The organism is Hydrogenovibrio sp. SC-1, from assembly GCF_002848135.1.
Taxonomy (GTDB): Bacteria; Pseudomonadota; Gammaproteobacteria; order Thiomicrospirales; family Thiomicrospiraceae; genus Hydrogenovibrio.
This window is the reverse complement of sequence record NZ_PKGB01000018.1, coordinates 1-23,835: the sequence shown is the minus strand read 5'-3', so window position 1 is coordinate 23,835 and position 23,835 is coordinate 1. Positions and strand designations below refer to the sequence as shown.

The 23,835-nt window shown below is 43.2% G+C and carries 20 protein-coding genes; 14 read left to right on the top strand and 6 right to left on the bottom strand.

Going from position 1 to position 23,835, the window contains the following annotated elements; all coding sequences use genetic code 11:
* Window positions 1-28 precede the first annotated feature (28 nt).
* The 4 genes from CYQ88_RS09520 to CYQ88_RS09505 all read left to right on the top strand — a co-directional run bounded on the left by CYQ88_RS09520 (window position 29) and on the right by CYQ88_RS09505 (window position 5,622).
* A complete protein-coding gene (locus tag CYQ88_RS09520) occupies window positions 29-1,429 on the top strand; it encodes a ribulose-bisphosphate carboxylase (RefSeq protein ID WP_101841124.1) in 1,401 nt (466 codons plus the stop codon).
* Between the two features lie 211 nt (window positions 1,430-1,640).
* Window positions 1,641-2,441: a CbbQ/NirQ/NorQ/GpvN family protein gene (locus CYQ88_RS09515; RefSeq protein ID WP_101841123.1), complete on the top strand. Its 801-nt coding sequence runs from the start codon at window positions 1,641-1,643 to the stop codon at window positions 2,439-2,441.
* A 194-nt stretch (window positions 2,442-2,635) separates the two neighbouring features.
* On the top strand, window positions 2,636-4,900 hold the full coding sequence (locus CYQ88_RS09510; protein ID WP_101841122.1) for a nitric oxide reductase activation protein NorD: 2,265 nt from the start codon (window positions 2,636-2,638) through the stop codon (window positions 4,898-4,900).
* A 68-nt stretch (window positions 4,901-4,968) separates the two neighbouring features.
* The gene (locus CYQ88_RS09505; RefSeq protein ID WP_101841121.1) at window positions 4,969-5,622 is read left to right on the top strand and encodes a carbonic anhydrase; all 654 of its coding nucleotides are present in this window, start codon (window positions 4,969-4,971) and stop codon (window positions 5,620-5,622) included.
* On the opposite strand, the gene CYQ88_RS09500 is transcribed toward CYQ88_RS09505, so the two are convergent.
* Both CYQ88_RS09500 and clpB read right to left on the bottom strand, forming a co-directional pair.
* Complete coding sequence (locus CYQ88_RS09500) at window positions 5,606-6,034, bottom strand: hypothetical protein (protein ID WP_101841120.1); 429 nt, start codon at window positions 6,032-6,034, stop codon at window positions 5,606-5,608. The two genes, CYQ88_RS09505 and CYQ88_RS09500, sit on opposite strands and share 17 nt — an antisense overlap.
* Before the next feature lie 93 nt (window positions 6,035-6,127).
* On the bottom strand, window positions 6,128-8,692 hold the full coding sequence (gene clpB / locus CYQ88_RS09495) for an ATP-dependent chaperone ClpB (RefSeq protein WP_101841119.1): 2,565 nt from the start codon (window positions 8,690-8,692) through the stop codon (window positions 6,128-6,130).
* A 222-nt stretch (window positions 8,693-8,914) separates the two neighbouring features.
* Here clpB and CYQ88_RS09490 point away from each other — a divergent pair, with 222 nt between their 5' ends.
* The 10 genes from CYQ88_RS09490 (at window position 8,915) to CYQ88_RS09445 (ending at window position 19,577) form a co-directional block, all read left to right on the top strand.
* The gene (locus tag CYQ88_RS09490; protein ID WP_199170188.1) at window positions 8,915-10,186 is read left to right on the top strand and encodes a sensor domain-containing diguanylate cyclase; all 1,272 of its coding nucleotides are present in this window, start codon (window positions 8,915-8,917) and stop codon (window positions 10,184-10,186) included.
* A gap of 20 nt (window positions 10,187-10,206) precedes the next feature.
* Complete coding sequence (locus CYQ88_RS09485) at window positions 10,207-11,037, top strand: YdcF family protein (RefSeq protein ID WP_369827562.1); 831 nt, start codon at window positions 10,207-10,209, stop codon at window positions 11,035-11,037.
* 143 nt (window positions 11,038-11,180) lie between these two features.
* Complete coding sequence (locus CYQ88_RS09480) at window positions 11,181-12,626, top strand: sensor domain-containing diguanylate cyclase (RefSeq protein ID WP_101841118.1); 1,446 nt, start codon at window positions 11,181-11,183, stop codon at window positions 12,624-12,626.
* Between the two features lie 380 nt (window positions 12,627-13,006).
* A complete protein-coding gene (urtA, locus tag CYQ88_RS09475) occupies window positions 13,007-14,254 on the top strand; it encodes an urea ABC transporter substrate-binding protein (protein WP_101841117.1) in 1,248 nt (415 codons plus the stop codon).
* 147 nt (window positions 14,255-14,401) lie between these two features.
* Window positions 14,402-15,328: an urea ABC transporter permease subunit UrtB gene (urtB, locus tag CYQ88_RS09470; protein WP_101841116.1), complete on the top strand. Its 927-nt coding sequence runs from the start codon at window positions 14,402-14,404 to the stop codon at window positions 15,326-15,328.
* A gap of 13 nt (window positions 15,329-15,341) precedes the next feature.
* Window positions 15,342-16,457, top strand: coding sequence for an urea ABC transporter permease subunit UrtC (gene urtC, locus CYQ88_RS09465; protein ID WP_101841115.1), 1,116 nt, complete (start codon window positions 15,342-15,344; stop codon window positions 16,455-16,457).
* Between the two features lie 34 nt (window positions 16,458-16,491).
* Entirely contained in the window at window positions 16,492-17,238 is a 747-nt protein-coding gene (gene urtD, locus CYQ88_RS09460; protein WP_101841114.1) for an urea ABC transporter ATP-binding protein UrtD, read from the top strand.
* An 11-nt stretch (window positions 17,239-17,249) separates the two neighbouring features.
* Window positions 17,250-17,939, top strand: a complete 690-nt coding sequence (urtE, locus tag CYQ88_RS09455) for an urea ABC transporter ATP-binding subunit UrtE (RefSeq protein WP_101841113.1) — start codon at window positions 17,250-17,252, stop codon at window positions 17,937-17,939.
* A gap of 38 nt (window positions 17,940-17,977) precedes the next feature.
* Entirely contained in the window at window positions 17,978-19,210 is a 1,233-nt protein-coding gene (fmdA, locus tag CYQ88_RS09450) for a formamidase (RefSeq protein ID WP_101841112.1), read from the top strand.
* A 10-nt stretch (window positions 19,211-19,220) separates the two neighbouring features.
* Window positions 19,221-19,577, top strand: a complete 357-nt coding sequence (locus tag CYQ88_RS09445; RefSeq protein ID WP_101841111.1) for a zinc ribbon domain-containing protein — start codon at window positions 19,221-19,223, stop codon at window positions 19,575-19,577.
* A 94-nt stretch (window positions 19,578-19,671) separates the two neighbouring features.
* On the opposite strand, the gene CYQ88_RS09440 is transcribed toward CYQ88_RS09445, so the two are convergent.
* From CYQ88_RS09440 to CYQ88_RS09425, 4 genes are all read right to left on the bottom strand, one after another.
* Complete coding sequence (locus CYQ88_RS09440; RefSeq protein ID WP_101841110.1) at window positions 19,672-21,417, bottom strand: nitric oxide reductase activation protein NorD; 1,746 nt, start codon at window positions 21,415-21,417, stop codon at window positions 19,672-19,674.
* Between the two features lie 24 nt (window positions 21,418-21,441).
* On the bottom strand, window positions 21,442-22,485 hold the full coding sequence (locus tag CYQ88_RS09435) for an aliphatic amidase (RefSeq protein ID WP_101841109.1): 1,044 nt from the start codon (window positions 22,483-22,485) through the stop codon (window positions 21,442-21,444).
* Window positions 22,486-22,824: 339 nt separating this feature from the next.
* The gene (locus tag CYQ88_RS09430) at window positions 22,825-23,472 is read right to left on the bottom strand and encodes a hypothetical protein (RefSeq protein ID WP_101841108.1); all 648 of its coding nucleotides are present in this window, start codon (window positions 23,470-23,472) and stop codon (window positions 22,825-22,827) included.
* Window positions 23,473-23,835 (bottom strand): GTP-binding protein (locus CYQ88_RS09425; protein ID WP_143483782.1); only part of this gene is annotated, 363 nt, incomplete at its 5' end.

The window sequence follows — 23,835 nt, the reverse complement described above, 5'->3', positions numbered from 1 at the left end:
GAGCTACGGTACTTTTGAGGTATAAAACATGGATCAGTCTAATCGTTACGCTGACTTAAGTTTGAATGAAGATGATTTAATTGCTGGTGGCAATCACCTTTTGGTTGCATACCGTTTAAAGCCTGCACCAGGTTATGGTTTCCTAGAAGTTGCTGCACACGTTGCGGCTGAATCTTCAACTGGAACAAACGTTGAAGTTTCAACAACTGATGACTTCACTCGTGGTGTTGACGCTTTGGTATATGAAGTTGACGAAGCAGCGTTTGGTGACAAAGGTGGTCTAATGAAGATCGCTTATCCTGTTGACCTATTCGATCCTAACCTTATCGATGGTTTCTATAACGTTTCTCACATGTGGTCTTTGATCCTTGGGAACAACCAAGGTATGGGTGACCACGAAGGTCTACGTATGTTGGACTTCATGGTTCCAGAAACAATGGTTAAAAAGTTTGACGGTCCAGCTACTGATATTTCTGATCTATGGCGTGTTCTTGGTCGCCCAGAAGTTGACGGTGGTTACATCGCTGGTACCATCATCAAGCCTAAGCTAGGTCTTCGTCCAGAGCCTTTCGCTAAAGCTTGTTATGATTTCTGGCTAGGTGGTGATTTCATCAAGAACGATGAGCCACAAGCCAACCAACCTTTCTGCCCAATGGAAGTTGTTATTCCTAAGGTTGCAGAAGCAATGGATCGTGCACAGCAAGCAACAGGTCAAGCTAAGCTTTTCTCTGCTAACGTGACTGCTGACTTCCACGGTGAAATGATTAAGCGTGGTGAGTACATCCTAGGTGAATTCGCTAAGTATGGTAACGAAAAACACGTTGCTTTCCTAGTTGATGGTTTCGTAACCGGTCCTGCTGGTGTTACAACTGCACGCCGTGCTTTCCCTGATACTTACCTACATTTCCACCGTGCCGGTCATGGTGCTGTGACTTCTTATAAGTCACCTATGGGTATGGATCCACTATGTTACATGAAGTTAGCTCGTCTAATGGGTGCTTCTGGTATCCACACTGGAACCATGGGTTACGGTAAAATGGAAGGTCACGCTGGTGAAACTGTTCTTGCCTATATGCTTGAGCGTGATGAGTGTCAAGGACCTTACTTCTATCAGAAGTGGTATGGTATGAAGCCGACTACACCAATCATCTCTGGTGGTATGAACGCACTACGTCTTCCTGGTTTCTTTGAAAACCTAGGTCACGGTAACGTTATCAACACTTGTGGTGGTGGTTCATTCGGTCACATCGACAGCCCAGCAGCGGGTGGTATCTCTCTAGGTCAAGCCTATGAGTGTTGGAAAACGGGTGCAGACCCAATCGAATACGCTAAAGAGCATCCTGAATTTGCTCGTGCATTCGAATCTTTCCCTCATGATGCGGATAAAATCTTCCCTGATTGGAGAGAAAAATTGGGCGTTCATAAATAAGCCATTCTGTTTGAATGATTATTTATCACCCAAAAAAACCTCTGCTTCAAGCAGGGGTTTTTTTAGCCCTTTGACTAAAAACCTTTTTATTTACTAGGTTATTTAAATCAGCGATTGAATGCCAGATTCAATCTTTGTTTTAAACAACTTAAATTGCTTTTGTTAATTTTGACCAAAGCCAACTTTTCATCAAAGCGACGGGGAACTGAAGATGGATATTTCACAATACAAAATTGAAAACGAACCATTTTATGATGCACAATCAAACGAAGTAGAACTCTATGAAGCTGCCTATAGCGCACGTCTTCCAGTCATGGTAAAAGGACCGACTGGTTGCGGTAAATCCCGTTTTGTTGAGCATATGGCTTGGAAACTCGGCAAACCCATTATCACCGTTTCCTGTAATGAAGACATTACCGCTTCCGATTTGGTTGGTCGTTACCTATTAGATGCAAACGGAACTCGCTGGGTGGATGGTCCGCTAACGCTTGCCGCTCGTTATGGTGCCATTTGTTACTTAGATGAAATTGTTGAAGCTCGCCAGGACACCATGGTGGTTATCCATGCCTTGACCGATCACCGTCGTGAACTGTCATTAGATAAAAAAGGCGAATTAATCAAAGCCCACCCTGACTTCCAATTGGTTATTTCTTATAACCCTGGCTACCAGTCACTGATGAAGGATTTGAAGCAATCCACTAAACAGCGTTTCTGTGCCTTAGACTTTGATTATGCGACTGCCGAAAAAGAATCGCATATCTTGCAGCAAGAAGGTAAGGTTGATGCTGAAACGGCAACCAAACTGGTCAAGATCGGTGAAGCGGCGCGAAACCTTAAGGGTCACGGTTTAGATGAAGGCATCTCAACCCGCTTAATGGTCTATGCAGCAACCTTGATCAACCAAGGGATTGCACCGGTTGAAGCCTGTAAAATGGCATTGGTGCGCCCTATCACCGATGATGCTGACATTCGTGAAACGCTGGATAATGCAATCGAAATGATTATCGGCTAAATCATCAACTGATTTCTTCTGTTTTTGGCACTGTACTGCATTTGTTTTGGTCGTGTACTTATGTACACTCACGCAACTTGCTTTGTACAGCACCAAAAACAAAAGCCTCAGTATGATGATTACTCTCTTTAGATAGTACTCAACATTCTTTCTAAAGCGTATTTTTTCAATTAAACGAATGAGAGCGTTTAAGTATGAATGAAGCAATGTTTGCTGAATATCAGGAAAAGTTTACCTGTAAATTTCCAAAAGCCGTTGAACTCTTCCCCGACTTATTAAATGATGCCGTCTCCAAATTGTCCCCTCAAGGGGTTGAAGCCTATTTGGAAGGAGCGAACTTTCTGTGTAAAATTGGACAGGGTGTTGAGCCAGTTTTAGTGTACATGGAAGTCATGCCAGATATTGCTGCGCATTTCGGGCAAGGCACCAATAAAATGATTGCCGATTACGGCTATCAATTGGCTCGCAGCCCCAATAAAAAAGCGCTCATTCCTTTCTTATCGACACTGGGTCATGTCTGTCGTCGGATAGACAAAATTGAAGACCTAGAGCTCTATTTACAGATTATTGATGAATATGTCGATAAAACGCAAACCGTCATTCATGGTCATCACTCAGTACACGAGAGCCCAGGTATGGTCGCTCTATTGGAATCCATGCCGCAACTGATTTCCAAACTCTGTTTGAAAGGCATTCAAAACTTTATTCACTATGGCGCGAGCAATTACGCTAACTCACCGAACGACCAAATTGCTTACTTCAAACTCGAATCACATGATGCCAAAAGCATTATCACCCGTGAACGCCAAGGCACGACCTTTAAAGATGTCGCTCGTCATCTAGAAATGCTAAAGGACTGTATGTGGGATTGCGACCTACCCTTTCAGACGTTTGCGACAGCCTTTGATCAATTGCGCAAACCCGTGCCCTATTTGGACGAAACCATTATTGCGGTACCGGACGTGTATGAAAATGAGAATGGCATCAGCGGGCTGAACCGTTATCGTGCAACCTTAGCTCATATGATGGCGCACCAAAGATGGTCAACCAAGTTGATGGCTGATAACTTTGCGCCACACATCCAATTATTTATTTCGGTATTTGAAGATAGTCGGGTAGAGTATTTGGCCATCCAAAAATACCCAGGCCTGAAAGCCCTGTTTTTATCATTGCACCCCTACCCCGAAAAAGGCGCCTGTAATGATAAAGAATTTTCTTGTTTGCGCTACCGTGCGACACGCCTATCTAGAGCGCTATTGGATGAAAACTTTGACTCTGAAAACCCATTGATTGAAGAATTTCGACAAAAATTTCATGCGGTGATGTCAGAAAAAGGCGAAGACTCAACCACCAGGGATATGGCGGAATTAGGGTCGTTATTTTATGTTAAGTCTCGCAAGCAATCTTCTGACAGTATGCCAAAGATGTTTTTTGACGATACCGAAGTGTCTTATCGGGACGACAATCGTTTCATCTGGTTCCACTACGAAGAATATGACGAGCCAGATGAAATCATGCCCAATGAATATGAGCCGGAAGAAAAGATTATTGAAGACCCCAATAGCTTGCCCCCTCGTCACTATGATGAATGGGATTACATTTCTGAAAGCTATCGTCCAGATTGGGCAACCGTGTATGAACGGCTACACCCTTCTGCCGATGCGGGTTATATCGATTACTTAATGGCGAAGCATGATAACCTAGCAAAACGTTTGAAAAAAATGATTGAAGCGCTCAAGCCGCAAAACAAAAAACGGATTCGTTTCCAAGAAGAAGGCGACGAACTCGATTTGGATATTGCGATTCGTTCCATTATTGATTTCAAATCCGGTCAAGTGCCCGACCCACGAATCAATACCAGTCACACAACCGACAGTCGCAATATTGCGGTGATGTTACTGGTTGATACCTCGCAATCTTTAAATGAGCGTAACCCAGATACGGGACAAACCTTATTAGAGCTCAGCCAAGAAGCGCTAGCCATTACCGCTTGGACCGTTGACCAACTGGGCGACAAGTTTTCGATTGCAGGATTCAGTTCAGATACACGCCATGAAGTACGCTACCAGCACATCAAAGGCTATTCAGAAAATTATTGCGATGAAGTCAAAGCCCGTATTTCGGCGATGGAAGCATCCTATTCAACCCGTATGGGCGCGGCAATGCGACATGCAGCACACTATTTGGATGCTCAACAAGCTGAAAAGAAACTGATGTTGGTATTAACCGATGGCGAACCGGCAGACATTGACGTCAAAGATCCACAAATGTTAATTGAAGACACGCGTAAAGCGGTGGAAGAGCTGAAAGGCCAAGGGATTTATTCCTATTGCATTACACTTGACCCTGATGCCGATGAGTATGTAGAAACGATTTTTGACAACCACTATACGGTCATCGATCATGTCGATAAATTGCCAGAACAGTTGCCACAAGTGTTTATGAAACTCACGCAATAAAAGTTAAAGACGGTATAATCTGGTTTTTGACAAGCCGATTGCACGACTTATCAAAAAAGGAACGCCTTATGTGTCAAAACTGTCGATGTGAACCCTCTATTGACCAGCTCCTCAAAAATAACCAGGCCTGGGTCGATGAGGTCAATGCTGCTAACCCTCACTTTTTTGAAAGCCTGTCCCACCAACAAACGCCTGAGTATTTATGGATAGGCTGTTCCGACAGCAGGGTTCCGGCGAATGAATTGGTTAAAATGGACCCAGGCACCATCTTTGTACACCGAAATATTGCCAACCTTGTTAATTCCAGTGATATGAACGTACTGTCTGTCATTCAATATGCTGTTGAGGTCTTAAAAGTAAAGCATATTATCGTCAATGGTCACTATGGGTGTGGTGGCGTCATGGCCTCTATGGCAGAAGACAACCCCAGTTTAATCGACCATTGGGTTCGTCCCATTCGTAAATACTATCAACGCAAACAACAAGAACTGGATGCCCTGTCTTATGAAGACCGAGTCAATCGCCTATGCGAAATCAATGTCATTGAACAGGTGCGTAATATTTGCCATATTCCAGCGGTACGAAATGCCTGGAAAAAAGGCCAACCGCTGGCGATTCATGGTTTCATTTACAACATTAAAGATGGCCGCTTAAAAAACCTTAATATCAGCATTACCGATATCGCTGCGGCTGAAAAAGCGGTCCTTAGAGAAGATTATTAGTGGTTCGTGCTTTTTGGCCTGCCCAATAGGCTTTCAACATCGCTTGATAGGTCGCTGAATCAACATCAAGCGGCTCACCAAAAATGGCTTGGTGAATGTCCTTTAACACTGCTTGAGCCTGCATTTCTTGCCAATGTTGCATAAACCCTTCAAAATCAAAATGTTCAGCTTCTTCATTCCAGAAGGGTTTGGCCAACCCAGTTGGCGATTCGTAAAACGCTTCTGAGGATTCCATCACTTCCAGTTCATAAGAGTAACTACCTATGCCATTTTCATAAGCGACTTGGCGAATCAGTTTATCAAAATCCCCTTGTTCACGTCGCATCCACAAATCCAAGTCAATCCGACTCTTGGGTTCATAGAGTTCCCCTTTAAACCCGAATGGAATTTTAATTACAATGGAATTTTTCATGGTCTGCCCTTTATATCGCTAATGCACTGTCTGGCATTATACAAAAAAAGGGGCAAAAGCCCCTTTTTCAATCATGCTTGTAACAAATTAATCTTAATGAAAATCAATTTCACCATCCGTTAGGCCGATGTGAATGGTGTCACCGCTGGCAAATTCCCCTTTCAATAATCTTTGCGCCAAGGTATTTTCAACCAACTGCTGAACCGCCCGTTTTAATGGACGTGCGCCATACACTGGATCAAATCCAACTTCAGCAATTTTATCCAACACGGCATCCGAGACTTCCAGCGCCATGTCATTATCGGCCAAACGACTCCGCAAGTGATTCAATTGAATATTAGCGATCGACCGAATTTGGGCTTGATCCAATGGATGGAACACCACAATATCATCAATCCGGTTAATAAATTCCGGTCTAAAATGACCGCCGACTACCGTCATCACATCCTGCTTCATTTCATCGTATGTCGCGGTTCCCGCCTTTTCCTGAATGATGTGCGACCCTAAGTTGGAGGTCATAACAATCACGGTATTTTTAAAGTCTACCGTGCGGCCTTGACCATCGGTTAAACGCCCATCATCCAATACTTGCAATAGAATATTGAAGACATCCGGATGCGCTTTTTCCACCTCATCCAATAAGATGACCGAATAAGGTTTACGACGCACTGCCTCAGTTAAATACCCGCCTTGTTCATATCCGACATACCCCGGAGGCGCTCCAATTAAACGTGCTACCGAATGTTTCTCCATAAACTCAGACATATCCAATCGCACAATCGCATCGGTTGTATCAAACAAGAAATCGGCTAAGGCTTTTGTCAATTCAGTTTTCCCAACCCCTGTTGGCCCCAAAAACAAGAAGGAACCATTCGGACGATTCGGATCTGACAAGCCCGCACGTGAACGACGAATCGCATCTGACACTGCGACCACTGCCTCGGATTGACCAATCACTTTTTGACCAATCGCTTCTTCCATACGCAACAACTTATCACGCTCGCCTTCCAACATTCTGGAAATCGGAATGCCCGTCCAACGCGCCACCACTTCAGCAATTTCTTCTTCGGTCACTTTATTGCGCAATAAATGCATTTGACCATCGTCTTCCCCTTCCGCGGCTTCCGCCTCACGGATTTTGGCTTCCAATTCAGGAATCACGCCATATTGTAATTCTGACATTCTGCCCAAGTTGCCTTCACGATGCGCTGCATCCATTTCAATACGTGCCTTATCCAATTCCTCTTTAAACTGCTTCGCACCTTGTAGCGCCGCTTTGTCTTTTTTCCAGACTTCTTCTAAATCAGCATAGGTCTTTTCCATCTCATCAATGGATTCTTGCAACACCCCTAACCGTTTCTTAGACGCCTCATCTTTTTCCTTTTTCAAAGCTTCACGCTCAATTTTGAGCTGAATCAATCGACGATCCAATTTATCCATTTCTTCCGGCTTCGAATCGATTTCCATCCGAATACGCGATGCCGCTTCATCAATTAAATCAATCGCCTTATCAGGTAACTGACGGTCGGCAATATAACGTTGCGACAAATGCGCCGCCGCGATAATCGCAGGGTCGGTAATTGCCACCCCATGATGCACTTCATAACGCTCTTTTAGGCCGCGCAAAATTGCAATCGTATCTTCTTCGGTTGGTTCATCCACCAATACCTTTTGAAAACGACGTTCCAAAGCCGCATCCTTCTCAATGTTTTCACGATATTCATCCAGCGTAGTGGCACCAATACAATGCAATTCACCCCGAGCCAAAGCGGGTTTCAGCATATTACCAGCATCCATAGAGCCTTCGGTTTTACCCGCGCCAACCATGGTATGGATTTCATCAATAAATAAAATCACCGAGCCTTCTTGCTTTTCTAAGTCTTTTAACAAGGCTTTTAAGCGCTCTTCAAATTCGCCTCGATATTTAGCACCCGCCAATAAACCGGCCAAATCCAGTGACAATAGGCGCTTATTTTTCAACCCCTCAGGCACTTCACCATTGACAATACGCTGTGCGAGTCCCTCAACAATTGCGGTTTTCCCAACGCCCGGTTCACCAATTAAGACTGGATTATTTTTGGTACGGCGCTGCAACACCTGCACCGCCCGACGAATTTCATCATCACGACCAATCACAGGATCTAACTTCCCATTACGCGCACGTTCGGTTAAATCTAAGGTATATTTATCTAACGCTTGTCGGTTTTCTTCTGCATTCTGGTCTTGCACGGATTCACCCCCTCTTACTTTTTCAATGGCGGCTTCAATGGCTTGCTCAGTTGCCCCAGCCGTTCTTAATAATTCTTTGACCAAATCATTGGACTGCAATGCCGCTAAATAAAATAGTTCACTGGCAATATAAGCATCGCCTTTCTTTTGCGCAAATTGATTCATTAAATTCAGTACCCGACCGGCACTCTGAGACAACTGCACATCACCGCCATGCCCTGAAACCTTAGGTAAGGTTTGCAGCTTGTCTTCAACTGCTTGCTTTAGATGGGCGATATCCATGCCAGCCAGTTGCAGCAGAGACGTTTGCCCGTTGATTAAGGCTGACAAAATATGCACAGGCTCAATAAACTGGTTCTCTAACCCCAAGGCGATCGATTGTGCTTCCGCTAAAGCTGACTGAAATTGAGCGGTAAATTTATCCATCATATTTAAAACCCTCATAAACTGATCGCGTTAAGCCTTTCACTTAACTGCATTATTTGATTAACAAACTAATAAGGCCAAAAACAAATAATTCAATAGCCGAGCCGATTATTGATAAAACAAAACTTAAATATGAATAAAAAGTGAGTAGAATACTAAAAGATTAGTATAGGACAATAAAACCGAACATTACAACAGCCTAACCCGTGCAACAGGAATCCATCCGTGTTAAAGCTTCAGACCAAAGAACTGTCCACCCTTTTCGATCACATGCTTGATTGCGTTTATTTAATTGACCCAGAGACCTCAAGAATTCTTTGGTGCAATCGCTCCGGCTATATTGAGCTGGGATTTGAAAAAAAGGAAATTCTGAACCAATCTGTTTTAAGCCTGCAAAAAGATGTTCAAGGCCTACCCCAATGGCAAGAAGTCCGACAAGTGATCTTGGATAATAATGGCTATACCTTTGTTGGACGTCACCGTCATAAAAAGAAGGGCGAAATTGCCATCGAAGTGATTACCACCCATTTTAGCTACCAGGGCCATTTATATTTTTTGTCAGTCGCCCGCAATATCAATAATCGCCTCGCCCTTGAAAAAGATATGCAGTCACGTAACCACAATATTTGGTTTGCACTCAACGAAGCCTCGGACGGCATTTGGGAGTGGGAGTTGGCGACAGACCATGTTTTCTTTAGCCCACAACTCAAAAAAATGCTCGGTTACGGCCCAGACGAAATGCCACCCACACTGGAATCCTGGAGCAACAATGTGCATCCAGAGGACATTGACAGGGTGATCACCACTTTAAAAGACCACATCCAAGGTCGCCGTAGCCAGTACGAAGCCGAATATCGTCTACTCAATCGTAATGGCCATGTTGTTTGGGTGCATGACCAAGGTAAGGTTTGTGAGCGTGATGACAAAGGTAATCCTACTCATGTAGCAGGCATGGTACAAGACATTACCGAGCGGAAACAATTGGAAGAGCAACTGCAACGCCTAGCCTCACATGATGCCTTAACGCAACTGCCAAACCGACGTGCTGGCGAAGAACATGCTGCCTATTTATTAGCCATGGCAAAACGTAAGCAAACCCCACTGACATTTGCCGTGATCGACTTTGACAACTTTAAAGAAGTGAATGATATTTACGGCCACCAAAAAGGGGATGAAGTACTCATTCTAATAACCCAAGTTCTGCGAGAAAGTTTACGCGGCAGTGATTATTTATATCGTTGGGGTGGTGAAGAATTTGTCATACTGTTACCCGAAACCGAATTGGATAATAGCCTGATTGTCACCAACAAATGGCATCAAACCTTAAAGCAAATCAACTGGGCGGAACATAACCTCTCGCCCGTTACCATCAGTATTGGCCTGAGTGCTTACCCCACCCACGGCGACACCCCTTTTCAACTGTTTCAAAGTGCGGATCGCGCCGTTTACGAAGCTAAAGCCAAAGGCCGTAATCAAACCCTGATTGCAAAAGCCTAACCTCTTAAGGAACCTCCATTTTGAACACCGATACGCTCTTCTTTTTGATGTCAAAGCTGGCCTGGGCATTGTTAAGCCCGATTAATCTCATCCTTATTTTTGCAATGCTTGGCACGCTTTTTTTAATCAAGAACCGACTTAGACTAGCCAAATTCTTTCTTATTCCTACCAGCATTGCTGCTTTGACAGTATGGATTTATCCCATCGGAGATTTTGTCATACAGCCATTGGAAAAACGATTTGAAACGCCCAAGCCGCTTCCGAGCCATATTGATGGCATTATTATTCTAGGCGGTGGCGAAGATCTGCAACGTAGTCTGAGTTGGAACCGACCCGAACTCGGCAGTGGTGGCGATCGTTATATTGGCGCAAAAGAACTGGCTAATCACTATCCAACCGCTCCTGTTATTTTTACTGGGGGCAGCGGCTCGGTACAGTTGCAGAATACCCAAGGCGAAGGCAGTTTAGCGAAAAAGCTGCTCACCGTACTGGGTATAGCGCCACAGCGTTTGATTATCGAATCGAAATCCCGCAATACCTATGAAAACTTCAAATTCACCACGCCCCTACTGCCAACACCCAATGGTCGCTATTTTGTGGTCACCTCGGCATTTCATATGCCTCGCGCGATTGGCATTGCTCGCAAACTCGATATTGATGTCATCCCCTATCCTGTTGATTATCGTTCCAGCCATGCTGACTATAGAGGCTTTGATTTTGACACGGCAGGGCATCTCGAAACGATCGAGCCAGGCTGGAAAGAATGGATTGGTCTTACTGTTTATTACTGGACAGGCAAGACCAGTGACTGGTTTCCAGCACCTAAAACAACCAGGCCTGGTCAAAATTAGCGCCGCTAAAGCTGATCAACCCAAAAACCGCTGGTTTCTTATCAACAAATTGGTATAGAATGACTGAAACGCGTCAAGCTGAACAGCACTCATGACAGCTCTGCTTGTTCCCCAAATAATATAAGGCACAATGGTTAGCAACAATGAAATTCAATGCCAATTCAAAAATCGTCATTATCATTACCAGCTTACTGCTAGTGCTATCGATTTCAATTTCATTAATCAATTTCGTTGTCTCACTGAATGCCAAGCAATATGAATTAAAAAACCGCTCGCTACCGCTATCCGTCGAAAACATCTACACCGAAATCCAACGCAATATTATTGAGCCTAACCTGATTTCGTCAATGATGGCGCACGACACCTTTGTAAAAGACTGGCTACATCACCAAGAAGATGACCAAACCAAAATCCGAACCTACCTCGCCTCAATTCAACAAAAGTATGGCATGTTTCTCACTTTTCTAGTTTCTGAGAAAACACAAAACTATTACTCTCAACAGGGTTTTGTAGAAAAACTCAGTACAGCAGACCCAGACAACGCGTGGTATTTTCGCTTTAAAGAACAATCTAAACATCACGAAATTAATCTCGACTATAACGACCAGCTTCACAATTCAATGATTATGTTTATCAACCACAAAATTTTTGATCAAGACCAAAAGCTACTTGGCGCGACCGGCATCGGCATGGAAATGTCCTATATTGACAGCATCTTAAAATTGTTCCGCGAAAAATATCAATTCACTGTCTTCTTTATTGATCCAAATGGAGAGATTATTCTGCGCGAACGCGACACCATCGCTATGCAAAACCTCTCCGACAACCCTCAGCTTTATGCCCTAAAAGATCGAATTTTAGCCGACCAAAGCCAAACATTAGAATACAGTGATCAAGATGAACAGTATTTATTAAAATCCCAATTCATCCCCGAACTTAATGCCTATTTAATCGTGCAAGCCAAACTAGACGACTTTACCAAAGACGTTCGCCAAACCTTCCTGGTCAACCTCAGTATTTCGCTAGTCATCACCCTCATCATTACACTCATTATTTTAACGATGGTTCGTCGATTTAACAAAAAACTGCAGTTTCTAGCACGCAACGACACGCTAACCCAGCTTAAAAATCGGCGCGCCTTTAACGATGATTTTGAAAGTTTGCTAGCGCTTACCAAACGTCATAATCAACCTTTAGGTCTCATCTTTTTCGATATCGACAATTTCAAAACCATTAACGATCAATTCGGGCACCAATCGGGCGACCAAGCCTTGATGCGGGTCGCAGAACTACTCAAACAACGATTCCGTAAAGAAGACCTCATTGCCCGCTGGGGAGGCGAAGAATTCGTTATTGCCCTACCTGGAACAACTGAAGATCAAGCTTACATTCTCGCGGAAAGCTTGCGGCAACAAATCGAACAAGACCCACAGCTACAAACCCTAACCCACCACCCCGTGACCATTAGTATTGGCGTTACCGAATACCGAACTCCCGATAACTACGATACCATTTTCCGCCGTTTAGATAACGCCATGTATCAAGCCAAACGCGCTGGTAAAAACCAAACCTTCCGCACAAAAGCCTGAGACACAAAGACTTAAGTTAATTAAACGTCTAATAATGCAATGTTATTAGCGCTATCAATCATCTCAATAATCCTTTGTTAACGAATTTCAATAGGTATAACGCGGCTTACCTGCTTTTTAACTTATCCCCCCAATAAAAATCATTTCCATAGTTCACTTTTATCTAACGCGCCCTAGCACCTCCAAAAAGCACCACTTTATTTGCAACAAAGCACAATAAAAGTGCATATTATATTTTTTCGATAAAACAAAATGCCAATGTAAGCCAATATCTACTTGTTTAAAAAGGATTTTTTTTATTGGCCTATTATATGCTTTGTAAAGCTGACTTTATGTCCTTATTCACCTGAATGTTCAAAAACAAGCGAGGCTAATATTTCATGAAAAAAACAATCTCTCCAAGTCGACCAGGGACAACCCGTCGAACTTTATTAAAGGGACTGGCAGCAATTCCTGCAGCTATGTTACTTGCAACAAGCGCTTACGCATCTGACGTAAACTCAACGGGCCTAGCCGTTACAGATGATACTGTAACGGTCGGAATCCTTCACTCAGCGACTGGAACGATGGCGATCAGTGAAACGGGTTCCATTCAAGCAGAAAAACTGGCTATCGAGCAAATCAATGCTTCAGGCGGTGTCCTAGGTCGCCAGATCAAATACATCCAAGAAGATGGTGCAAGTGATTGGCCAACCTTTGCTGAAAAGGCTAAGAAACTTCTAGTTAAAGATAAGGTTGCTGCAATCATGGGCTGCTGGACCTCTGCTTCACGAAAAGCTGTTCTACCGGTTATGGAGCAATACAATGGCATGCTTTTTTACCCAACCTTCTATGAAGGGTTAGAGCAATCTCCTAACGTTATCTATACAGGTCAAGAAGCAACCCAACAGATTCTTAAAGGAATTGACTGGGCTAAGAAAACAAAAGGTGCTAAAAAATTCTTCTTGCTGGGTTCAGACTACATCTGGCCGCGTACGTCTAACAAAATCGCTCGCAAGCACATCGAAAAACTTGGCTTGAAAGTGGTTGGTGAAGAGTACTACCCACTAGGACATACTCAGTTCAACTCAGTCATCAATAAAATCAAACTGAAGAGACCTGACGTCATCTTTACAACAGTTGTTGGTGGATCTAACGTTGCATTCTACAAGCAGCTAAATGCAGCAGGTATTGATCTAACTAAAGAAAAACCATTAGTTCTGACGCTATCTGTAACTGAGGATGAAATCTTAGGTATTGGTGGTGAAAACGTTGAGGGCTTATATGCTTCAATGAAATACTTCCAGAGCTTACCAAACGACAACAACCAAGCTTTTGTTAAAGCATTTAAGAAGCGCTGGGGAGACGATATCGTAATTGGTGACGTAACTCAAGCAGCCTACCTAGGTCCTTGGTTATGGAAAGCCGCTGTTGAAAAGGCAGGTTCGTTCGATATCGATAAGATTCGTAAAACCCTTCCTGGTATCGAACTTACAACCGCTCCTGAAGGCTATGTAAAAGTTCACCCTAACCACCACTTATGGTCTAAATCGCGAATTGGTCATGCTAAGAAAGATGGACAGTTTGATGTAGTTTATGAGTCTAAAGAGTTAATTGAACCAAACCCATTCCCTAAGGGTTACCAATAAGCTCATTGGATGCAGCCCATATAAATATGGGCTGCACCTAATTAAAGGCTCTAAAACCAGCATAGAGTCTTTAATTAGGTGTCATAACACCCCCAAAAACACACAACTTTTTACTTAGATTATTTTACCTGCCAGGAGGGAAAATAAATGTTTGCTGACTATACATGGGCTGAACTAGGCTCAATTTTCGCGATGCAAGGCTTTTCAGGCCTTATTCTGTTCTCTGTATTACTACTCATGGCACTTGGTTTGGCAATAATTTTTGGCCAAATGGGCGTGATCAACATGGCACACGGAGAGTTTATGATTCTGGGAGCCTATATCACCTACCTAACTTCGAATCTATTCTCCACATATATTCCAGAGTTATTTGGTGCCTACTTTTTCATAGCAATCATTTTTGCCTTTATAGGCACTTTCCTGCTTGGCGCATTAGTCGAATGGTCATTAATTAGACATCTTTACAAACGCCCACTTGACACTCTTCTGGCAACTTGGGGGTTAAGCTTAATTCTGCAACAACTCTATAGAACCGTTTTTGGTCCTCGTGAGGTCGGGGTAACATTACCTGATTGGATGATGGGTTCTTTCCAAGTCAGCGAAATGATTGAAGTCCCTGTTAATGGCATGATCGTCATGGTCATCACACTCTTCATTACGGTAGGGGTTTTCTTATTCCTGCAAAAATCTAGAAAAGGAAAGCAGTCCCGCGCGGTCGTTCAAAACCGAGCAATGGCTGGAGCAGTTGGTATCGATACAGCCCGTGTTGATCGCTTCACCTTTGCGCTAGGTTGTGGTATCGCAGGTATTGCCGGAGCGACATTCACCATGATTGGTTCAACCGGCCCCACTTCTGGACAACTATATATTGTTGATACCTTCCTGGTCGTGGTATTCGGTGGCGCAGCCAGCCTACTTGGAACCATCGCATCTGCATTCAGTATTTCACAGGCCCAGTCCATTATGGAATTTTTCTTGAGTGGGTCTATGGCAAAAGTCTTAACGTTATTAACGGTCATAGTGATCCTAATGTTGCGTCCACAAGGACTCTTCTCACTCAAAGTTCGTCGCTAGGAGAATTAAAAAGATGCTACAAACTAAACTACGTTCTTTAGCCCCAAAAAATGATGTCGTATCATTTTTGATCTTGGCTGCGATTCTTCTGGTCGCTTTACCCATACTGTTTGATATTTTTAGATTAAATCTAATCGGAAAATATCTAACATTTGCATTCGTCGCTTTGGGTCTGGTTCTCTCTTGGGGACTAGGCGGTATCTTGAGTTTAGGTCAAGGAATTTTCTTTGGCCTAGGTGGCTACGCCATGGCGATGTTTTTAAAGCTTGAAGCTTCAAGCCCTGAAAATACAGCCATTCAGTCAACACCGGGTATACCAGACTTTATGGATTGGAACCAACTCACGGAACTCCCTTGGTTTTGGGAACCCTTCCACAGTTTTGGTTTCACCCTATTTGCCATCATTGCTTTACCAACTGTGTTTGCCTACATCATCGGTGCTGCAATGTTTAAACGACGCGTGGGCGGGGTCTATTTCGCCATTATCACTCAAGCAATTGCCGCTATCCTGACAATCTTGATCATTGGACAGCAAGGATTTACAGGAGGTGTCAATGGTATCACTGACCTTAGAACGCTACTTGGTTGGGATATCCGTACCGATTCTGCCAAATATATACTGTATTTCATAAATGTTATTTTACTATTGGCAACCTTAGTCGTGGCGCAATACATCCGTAAAAGCAAGCTGGGACGGCTGCTGGTGGCTATGAGAGACAGTGAAGATCGAGTTCGCTTCTCTGGCTACGACGTGTCCAATTTCAAAATATTCATCTTCTGTATTGCTGGGATTTTCTCTTCAATTGGAGGTGCCATGTTTACGCTACAAGTCGGATTCATGTCTCCTTCCCTGATTGGCATCGTACCGTCAATTGAAATGGTTATCTTTGCGGCCGTCGGCGGAAACCTTTCGATATTCGGCGCGATTTACGGCGCTTTAATTGTTAACTGGGCAAAAACCATTCTGTCTGAATCTTATCCGGAACTATGGCTGTTCGCAATGGGAGCTATGTTCATCGCCGTTGTACTAGCCTTTCCTAAAGGGTTGGCAGGAATCTACGAAAGCTATGTACAGCCTTGGGTAGATAAAAAGTTAAAAGCCATACAAGATAAAAAAGCCAAAAAATAATTATCAATTAATGACCAAGGTATTGGAGAAAACCATGTACCAACAAAAAGACTTTGTATTAACTATTGAAGGACTTACCGTTTCGTTCGATGGTTTCAAAGCGGTAAATGATGTGTCTTTATACATTGAAGAACAAGAAATCCGCGTCATCATCGGCCCAAACGGGGCGGGAAAAACAACTGTACTGGATTTGATTTGCGGACGTACTAGTGCAACGGCAGGTTCTATCAAGTTTAAAGGAAAAGAACTGACCAAACTTAAAGAGCATGAAATCGTTCATGCGGGTGTTGGCCGAAAATTTCAAAACCCTTCAATCTATGAAGATTTGACCGTCTTCGAAAACCTTGAGCTTTCCTACCCAAAAGGCAAAAAAGTTTGGGGCGCTCTAACCTTCAGGCGTGACCAGGATGTCATCGATAAGGTCAATGAAATTGCACAAATGATCTTCTTGCAGGAGAAACTTAATAGTCCAGCAAACCTTTTAAGTCACGGTCAAAAACAATGGCTTGAGATTGGAATGCTGTTAATCCAAGACCCCGAATTACTCATGCTAGATGAACCTGTCGCTGGGATGTCTGTTTCAGAACGGAAGCAAACAGCTGAATTATTGCAGCGGATCACCAAGGATCGATCGGTACTGGTTATTGAACATGATATGCATTTTGTTGAGGAAATTGCAGACAGAGTCACCGTGCTTCATCAAGGGCAGGTTCTTTCCGAAGGTTCAATGGACAAAGTCCAAAACGACCCGAAAGTCATTGAAGTATACCTGGGACACTAAGGGAGATAAAAATGCTAGAAATACAAGATTTGCATGTGGCTTATGGAGAAAGTGAAGTTATCAAAGGCTTGAACCTCTCCCTTAAAAAAAATGAAATTATCGCTGTCATGGGGCGTAATGGGATGGGTAAAACCACACTCATGAAATCCTTGATTGGAATGATTCCATCTAAATCAGGAAGCGTTAAATTAGAAGAGAAAGAACTCTTCGGAATGCAAAGCCACGAACGCGTAAAAGCTGGTTTGGGGTATGTTCCACAAGGGCGAATGATCTTTTCGACCATGACCGTTCAAGAAAACATCGAAACCGGCCTAACTAGCACCAAAGAAACCGAAGTGCCAGAAGATCTATATAACCTCTTCCCCGTATTACGTGAAATGAGAAAACGTCGTGGAGGCAACTTATCCGGTGGACAACAACAACAACTTGCGATTGCCAGAGCCCTAGCTAGCAACCCTGACGTTCTATTATTGGACGAGCCCACTGAAGGGATTCAACCTTCAATTATCAAAGAAATGGCTCACACCTTGAAAGAGATCCGTGACTCAAGAGGCTTATCAATCATTGTTTCCGAGCAGGTTTTAAGCTTTGCTCTGGACGTAGCCGATCGGATTATTGTTATCGAAAAAGGCAAGATCATTCATGATCAGCCGCGTAATGAAGTTGATGAAGAAAAAGTTTCTTCGTTTTTATCTGTTTAACCTAAACCACGTTACATTTATACAACAGGAGAACCACTATGGCCGAAACAATTATTAAAATTGACCTTAACAAATCAGCCTATGAGCATGACAACATCCACAACCGTTGGCACCCGGACATTCCGATGGTTTCAATGGTTAAGCCTGGCGATGACTTTATCATCGAATGCATGGACTGGACAGGTGGACAGATCGAAAACAATGACGATGCGTCTGACGTTCGTGACGTCGACTTAACCCAAGTACACTTTTTATCAGGTCCTGTTGGAATCGAAGGCGCTGAACCTGGCGACTTACTTGAAGTGGATATTTTAGATATCGGAACATTTGACGACAGTCAGTGGGGGTTCAACGGCTTCTTTTCAAAGCAAAATGGTGGTGGTTTCTTAACCGATCATTTCCCTGAAGCCCAAAAAACCATTTGGGATTTCAACGGCATGTTTACACAGTCTCGTCACATTCCAGGTGTTGAATTCGCCGGTTTAATTCACCCAGGCCTGATTGGGTGCTTACCAGATAAAAAAATGCTGGATGAGTGGAACACTCGTGAAAAAGAACTCTTTGACACAGATCCTGAGCGCACCCCGCCGCTAGCAGCCCTACCTTATGCAGAAACCGCCCACATGGGACGCATGAAACCAGATGAAGCAAAATCTGCGGCAGCTGAAGGTGCTCGTACCGTTCCACCACGTGAACATGGCGGTAACTGTGACATCAAGGATTTATCTCGCGGCTCCAAAGTCTACTTCCCAGTTTACGTTAAGGATGCAGGGCTTTCCGTAGGAGATTTACACTTTAGCCAAGGTGATGGTGAAATTACATTCTGTGGTGCAATTGAAATGGCCGGCTGGATTCACCTTCGTGTCAACCTAGTAAAAGATGGTATGAAAAAATATGGCATCAAAAACCCTGTCTTTAAGCCAAGTCCAATTACGCCTCGCTACGACGACTATCTAATCTTTGAAGGTATCTCTGTTGATGAGGAAGGTAAGCAACATTACCTTGATGTCAATGTCGCATATAGACAGGCCTGCTTGAATGCGATCGAATATCTCAAGAAATTTGGGTATTCTGGTGCACAAGCATATTCATTATTAGGAACCGCACCTGTTCAAGGTCACATCAGTGGTGTAGTTGATATTCCAAACTCTTGTGCAACACTATGGCTACCGACCGACATCTTCAAGTTTGATGTCAATCCAAGTGCCGATGGGCCGAAAAAGCATGTAGACGATAGTGTCCAAGTCCCTTTAGCACCTGATTTGAAGTAAGGAGTTACCAATGCCAGTCTATGATTATAAGTGTCCAGATCATGGTATCTTTTATGAACTTGCGACCTTGGACGAATCCAATAAGCCAGCGCAATGTCCGCATTGCCAGACCTTATCACCTAGAATCATTATGATTCCGCCTGAAGTTTTAGACATGGCTCCTGCAAAACGAGATGCCATCGAAAAAAATGAAGCGGCCCAGCATGAACCTCAGGTATCGACGGTGGACAGTCGTGCAGAGAATGCAGAAAAGCTCAAACACGGCTGTGGTTGCCAATATCATAAAAAAGGTAAATCAAAGCTCATGTGGACTGCAGATGGAAAGAAAATGTTTCCATCAATGCGACCTTGGATGATTAGTCATTAAATCAGCTAGGTAAGCTATTAATAACTGCCCCACCTATTGGTGGGGTTTTTTATAGCTGCTTTTTTCGTTAAATTACATGGAACGCTTACAAAAATTAAGACAAAAGAGATTTGAACACTTTTAAATAAAGTTTGGATAGCACTTGCGGTAATTTACCAGGATGATCGACCACTTCATAATGCCCCTTCCTAAATATTTTTTTCGCATACCCATCCGCATTTTTATCCAAAGACAAACAAAATAACTTACAACCAGTTGATTCAATCTCTTTGGCAGCCATTGCAGAATCTTCGATCAAATACTGTGCATCATAGACATCAATATCTGACGGTTGACCATCTGTAATTACCAAGATCAACTTATGTCGCTCTCGGCGTTTTGAAATTTTGTAAAAAGCATGACGAAGTGCAGCGCCCATCCGAGTTGAATAGCCAGCTTTAACTTGGTTTAATGACCGCAATGATTTATCAGATGCCTGATCAAAGTCCTTTACATTAAAATATGACACTTCACCACGGCCATTTGAATTAAAGCCATGTAAGGCATAACTGTGACCCAATGAATCCAATAACTCTGAGAGCACCACCGTTGAATCTAATGTCAAATCAAGAAAGGTCTTCTCCTTGTCGACATCAAGGTCATTCATAGACTCCGACAAATCAAGCAAAATCAACAAAGAGAACTCCTGCTGCCTTTCCTTAACATGATCGATATATATTTTGGATTCTGAACCAGCTCGACCCATCTTAAAGTCGACCATATATTGAATAATGGCCTCAAAATCCAACTCATTTCCATCTTCTTGCTTTTTCCGACGATGCATTTCTGACTGGTAAGGGTGAATGATTTGTTGAAGCTTCTTGATGAATGAACGATATTTATCGACTCGATGATCCAGTCCTCTTTCAGAATTATCGACAAAAACGATCTCATTTAATGAGCACCAGTCGCGCTTCAAACGTGCAATTTTATAATCCCATTCAGGGTACACAAACTCACTCACCAATTGTGGCTGACACAGCAGATTGGATTGTGCATCTTGTTTTACGGGCTGAAATACCAATCCCTCATCTAACGTAGCGTCATGACTAAACTCGGACACCGATCTTCCATCCAGAACTTCATCATAAGCCATACCGGTCACGCTGGCAGTTTGCTGTCCATCCGATGATTCATTATTTTGCACATCGGTTTCCTCATAATCATTCCACAGATAAGCATTATCATCTCGATATGGTACGAGAACAAAGGTCTCTTTTTCATTCATGCTAATTCGCATTTGACCGATATCGTTAGCCAAAGCCAATCCAATTGATTTGAAAAGCTGAGGGTTATGAATATCCTCAACGATTGCCTGATTAAACAATTTCACCGCTTTCGAAACAAATTGGCTTTTAAAGACCGTTTGCTTTGTCGCCAAAGCATAAGCCACTGAATAAGCCACCTCCTCAAACAACAAGGAACCAGAAGGCTGCTTATTAAAGTGACGACTAAAAAACGCCGACATACCTGGGAATTTTTGGGCAGCCAACAACTCGACACGAGCATCTTCCATTAAGGAACTCAACACCAACTGGCGATTATTAAGACCAGAAGAATCTGATGGCTGGGAATATGTAAGGTGCGCTGCCCCATGAAGAGCTGCACTGAGAAAGTATTGCTGTGCTTTGCGCACAGAATCTGATTCGATGAATTCGGGCAAAAAAATAGTGCCTGAGCGAACCGTTGGCACTATTCCTTTTTCAGAAAGTGAGAGCACTCGGAGGTGCTTCTCAAAAACCACTAACAGGGTGAGTTCTATTTGACGCCGTACATCATTCAAAAAAAGCTTATATTTCATGAAAACAACGTCAGACCACTGAACTTAGCGGTGCTCTTTTTTAGTCTCTTCGTTTGGAATGCCATCAATCGGGCATTCAGCCGTTCCAACCGTTTTACGCGTGATTTTTTCCACCTGTTCCTTAGCCTTCTCAGGATCGTTAATCCAAGTTGAATAGAAATCATAAGGACACGCGGCAACACCCTGATCATCTTCTCCAGAATTGATCTTACCAGTATAGCCACGATGTAATAATTTAAATAAATGGTTCTGAGATTGTGCGTTTTTACGAAAATCTCTAATCTGAGAAACAGACAGTTCCGCATATTGAATTCCGTAATCTTCTTCGCCACATTCGCCTAACGTGTGCCCGTCGAAGCCGACAATTGCAGAATGGCCGAAATAAGAATAAACACCGTCAAAACCACTTGCGTTGGCGACGGCAACATAAGTATTGTTCATCCAGGCCATGGCTTTAGAGACCATGATTTGCTGTTCTTTCGCAGGGTACATATACCCCTGACATCGAACAATCAATTCAGCCCCTTTCATGGCACAGTCACGCCAGATTTCAGGATAGTTACCATCATCGCAGATAATCAAACTGATCATCATGCCTTTAGGTCCTTCGGTGACATAGGTTTTATCACCCGGGTACCAACCTTCAACCGGACACCACGGCATAATTTTCCGATATTTTTGTACAATTTCGCCTTGATCATTGATTAAAATCAAGGTGTTATAAGGGGCTTTATTAGGGTGATCTTCATGTTGCTCTCCAGTTAAGGAGAAAACCCCCCAAGTTTTCGCTTTTTTACAGGCTTCCGAAAAGATTCGAGTCTCATCACCAGGAACAGTCGAAGCTGTGTCGTACATCTCTTTTGCATCGTACATAATGCCATGAGTCGAATATTCTGGAAAAATCACCAAGTCCATACCTGGTAGACCTTGCTTCATACCAATCATCATATCTGCGATTTTCTGGGCATTGTCTAAAACTTCTGCTTTGGTATGTAACCGTGGCATCTTATAGTTTACAACCGCGACACCCACTGTATCGTTACTGGAGGATATATCACCATGTCTCATTACTTTTACCCCATAATTTTGAATTCATTGAACAAAAACTGGATTACGTTATTATCAAGCAACAGAACCTCTACGACAGAGCTGTCGCCACCAAACGAAACGCGCCCTAAGGCGCACCCAATATTAGGATTCACTAACAAGACCTATGCCATAGAAAACCAATTTTACTAACGGGAATAAATTAATAGATAAGCAATTGTTTTAACAGAAAAATTAAATAAATGAAAAACAAGCATCAATGATTACAAGAGCTATCGACTCTGTAAACCACTCCCAAATGAGTGGCATGGCACAAAAACAGTGCAAAATATAAAGTATCCTGTGCAGATGGACAACAACTTATAAAAACACCTGAGCACCAACCAAACAAGAGACCAGACCCGCGAACGTAAACGATCCTTTAAGCCATTTTTTTGAACTCAGCAACTTTGTATTCAAAATCGCCAGCAAAGCACCAAAAACCATAAACACTAAAGCCACCCCCAACGTGAAACTCAACACCATCCAACCGCTCACATCTTCACTGGAAATGGCGGACAAACTGACCAGCATACCCCGTGCACCGCCCATCCCCATCATAATACCAAGCATAGCAGAGGTAGAAAGCCAACTAAAAAACGGTCGTTTATGATGGTGCTCCTTCCCAAACCAGACATGGACATGTTCTCTACCTTCATGCTCATGTTTAGACACATTAATCCGATCCGTCGCCACCAAATAAAGCAAATATAGTCCCATCAAAATAATGATACTTGAGGCAATAACATCGCCGTAAGCCAACCAGCTTTCAGGAACTTGCAACGATGACAGTAGCAGAGCAAAAAGATACAGACTAACCCCATGGCCGATCGCAAATCCCATGGTGACCATCATTACTTTCTTTCTTTGCCTGCCAATGGAAAAATCTGCGATTGCAGTCAAATGATCTGGGCCAAAGGCATGCAATACTCCATACCAAAAAATAATGACTAGCCCGAATTCCAACATTTAGAGCATGCCCTTATCAACAATAAAATCAACAATCTCATCTACGCCTTGCTGAGTCTTTAGATTAGTAAAAACGTAAGGCCGCTCTTTACGCTGAATTTTGGTATCGTGATCCATCACCGCCAAGTCTGCGCCGACATAAGGTGCCAAATCGATTTTATTAATGACCAACAAATCTGACTGAGTAATACCTGGTCCTCCTTTTCGTGGCAACTTATCTCCAGCGGCTACATCAATCACATAAATGGTTAAATCCGACAATTCCGGACTAAAAGTCGCACTTAAGTTATCCCCTCCCGACTCGATGATAACCATTTGCAACCCTTCAAACTGTTCCTGCAATCCTTCAATCGCAGTCAAGTT

What these genes read in the sequence shown, in the direction of transcription:
- CYQ88_RS09520 (WP_101841124.1), top strand. Translation starts at nt 29, where the DNA reads ATGGATCAGTCTAATCGTTACGCTGACTTAAGTTTGAATGAAGATGAT.
- CYQ88_RS09515 (WP_101841123.1), top strand. Translation starts at nt 1,641, where the DNA reads ATGGATATTTCACAATACAAAATTGAAAACGAACCATTTTATGATGCA.
- CYQ88_RS09510 (WP_101841122.1), top strand. Translation starts at nt 2,636, where the DNA reads ATGAATGAAGCAATGTTTGCTGAATATCAGGAAAAGTTTACCTGTAAA.
- CYQ88_RS09505 (WP_101841121.1), top strand. Translation starts at nt 4,969, where the DNA reads ATGTGTCAAAACTGTCGATGTGAACCCTCTATTGACCAGCTCCTCAAA.
- CYQ88_RS09500 (WP_101841120.1), bottom strand. Translation starts at nt 6,034, where the DNA reads ATGAAAAATTCCATTGTAATTAAAATTCCATTCGGGTTTAAAGGGGAA.
- clpB (WP_101841119.1), bottom strand. Translation starts at nt 8,692, where the DNA reads ATGATGGATAAATTTACCGCTCAATTTCAGTCAGCTTTAGCGGAAGCA.
- CYQ88_RS09480 (WP_101841118.1), top strand. Translation starts at nt 11,181, where the DNA reads ATGAAATTCAATGCCAATTCAAAAATCGTCATTATCATTACCAGCTTA.
- urtA (WP_101841117.1), top strand. Translation starts at nt 13,007, where the DNA reads ATGAAAAAAACAATCTCTCCAAGTCGACCAGGGACAACCCGTCGAACT.
- urtB (WP_101841116.1), top strand. Translation starts at nt 14,402, where the DNA reads ATGTTTGCTGACTATACATGGGCTGAACTAGGCTCAATTTTCGCGATG.
- urtC (WP_101841115.1), top strand. Translation starts at nt 15,342, where the DNA reads ATGCTACAAACTAAACTACGTTCTTTAGCCCCAAAAAATGATGTCGTA.
- urtD (WP_101841114.1), top strand. Translation starts at nt 16,492, where the DNA reads ATGTACCAACAAAAAGACTTTGTATTAACTATTGAAGGACTTACCGTT.
- urtE (WP_101841113.1), top strand. Translation starts at nt 17,250, where the DNA reads ATGCTAGAAATACAAGATTTGCATGTGGCTTATGGAGAAAGTGAAGTT.
- fmdA (WP_101841112.1), top strand. Translation starts at nt 17,978, where the DNA reads ATGGCCGAAACAATTATTAAAATTGACCTTAACAAATCAGCCTATGAG.
- CYQ88_RS09445 (WP_101841111.1), top strand. Translation starts at nt 19,221, where the DNA reads ATGCCAGTCTATGATTATAAGTGTCCAGATCATGGTATCTTTTATGAA.
- CYQ88_RS09440 (WP_101841110.1), bottom strand. Translation starts at nt 21,417, where the DNA reads ATGAAATATAAGCTTTTTTTGAATGATGTACGGCGTCAAATAGAACTC.
- CYQ88_RS09435 (WP_101841109.1), bottom strand. Translation starts at nt 22,485, where the DNA reads ATGAGACATGGTGATATATCCTCCAGTAACGATACAGTGGGTGTCGCG.
- CYQ88_RS09430 (WP_101841108.1), bottom strand. Translation starts at nt 23,472, where the DNA reads ATGTTGGAATTCGGGCTAGTCATTATTTTTTGGTATGGAGTATTGCAT.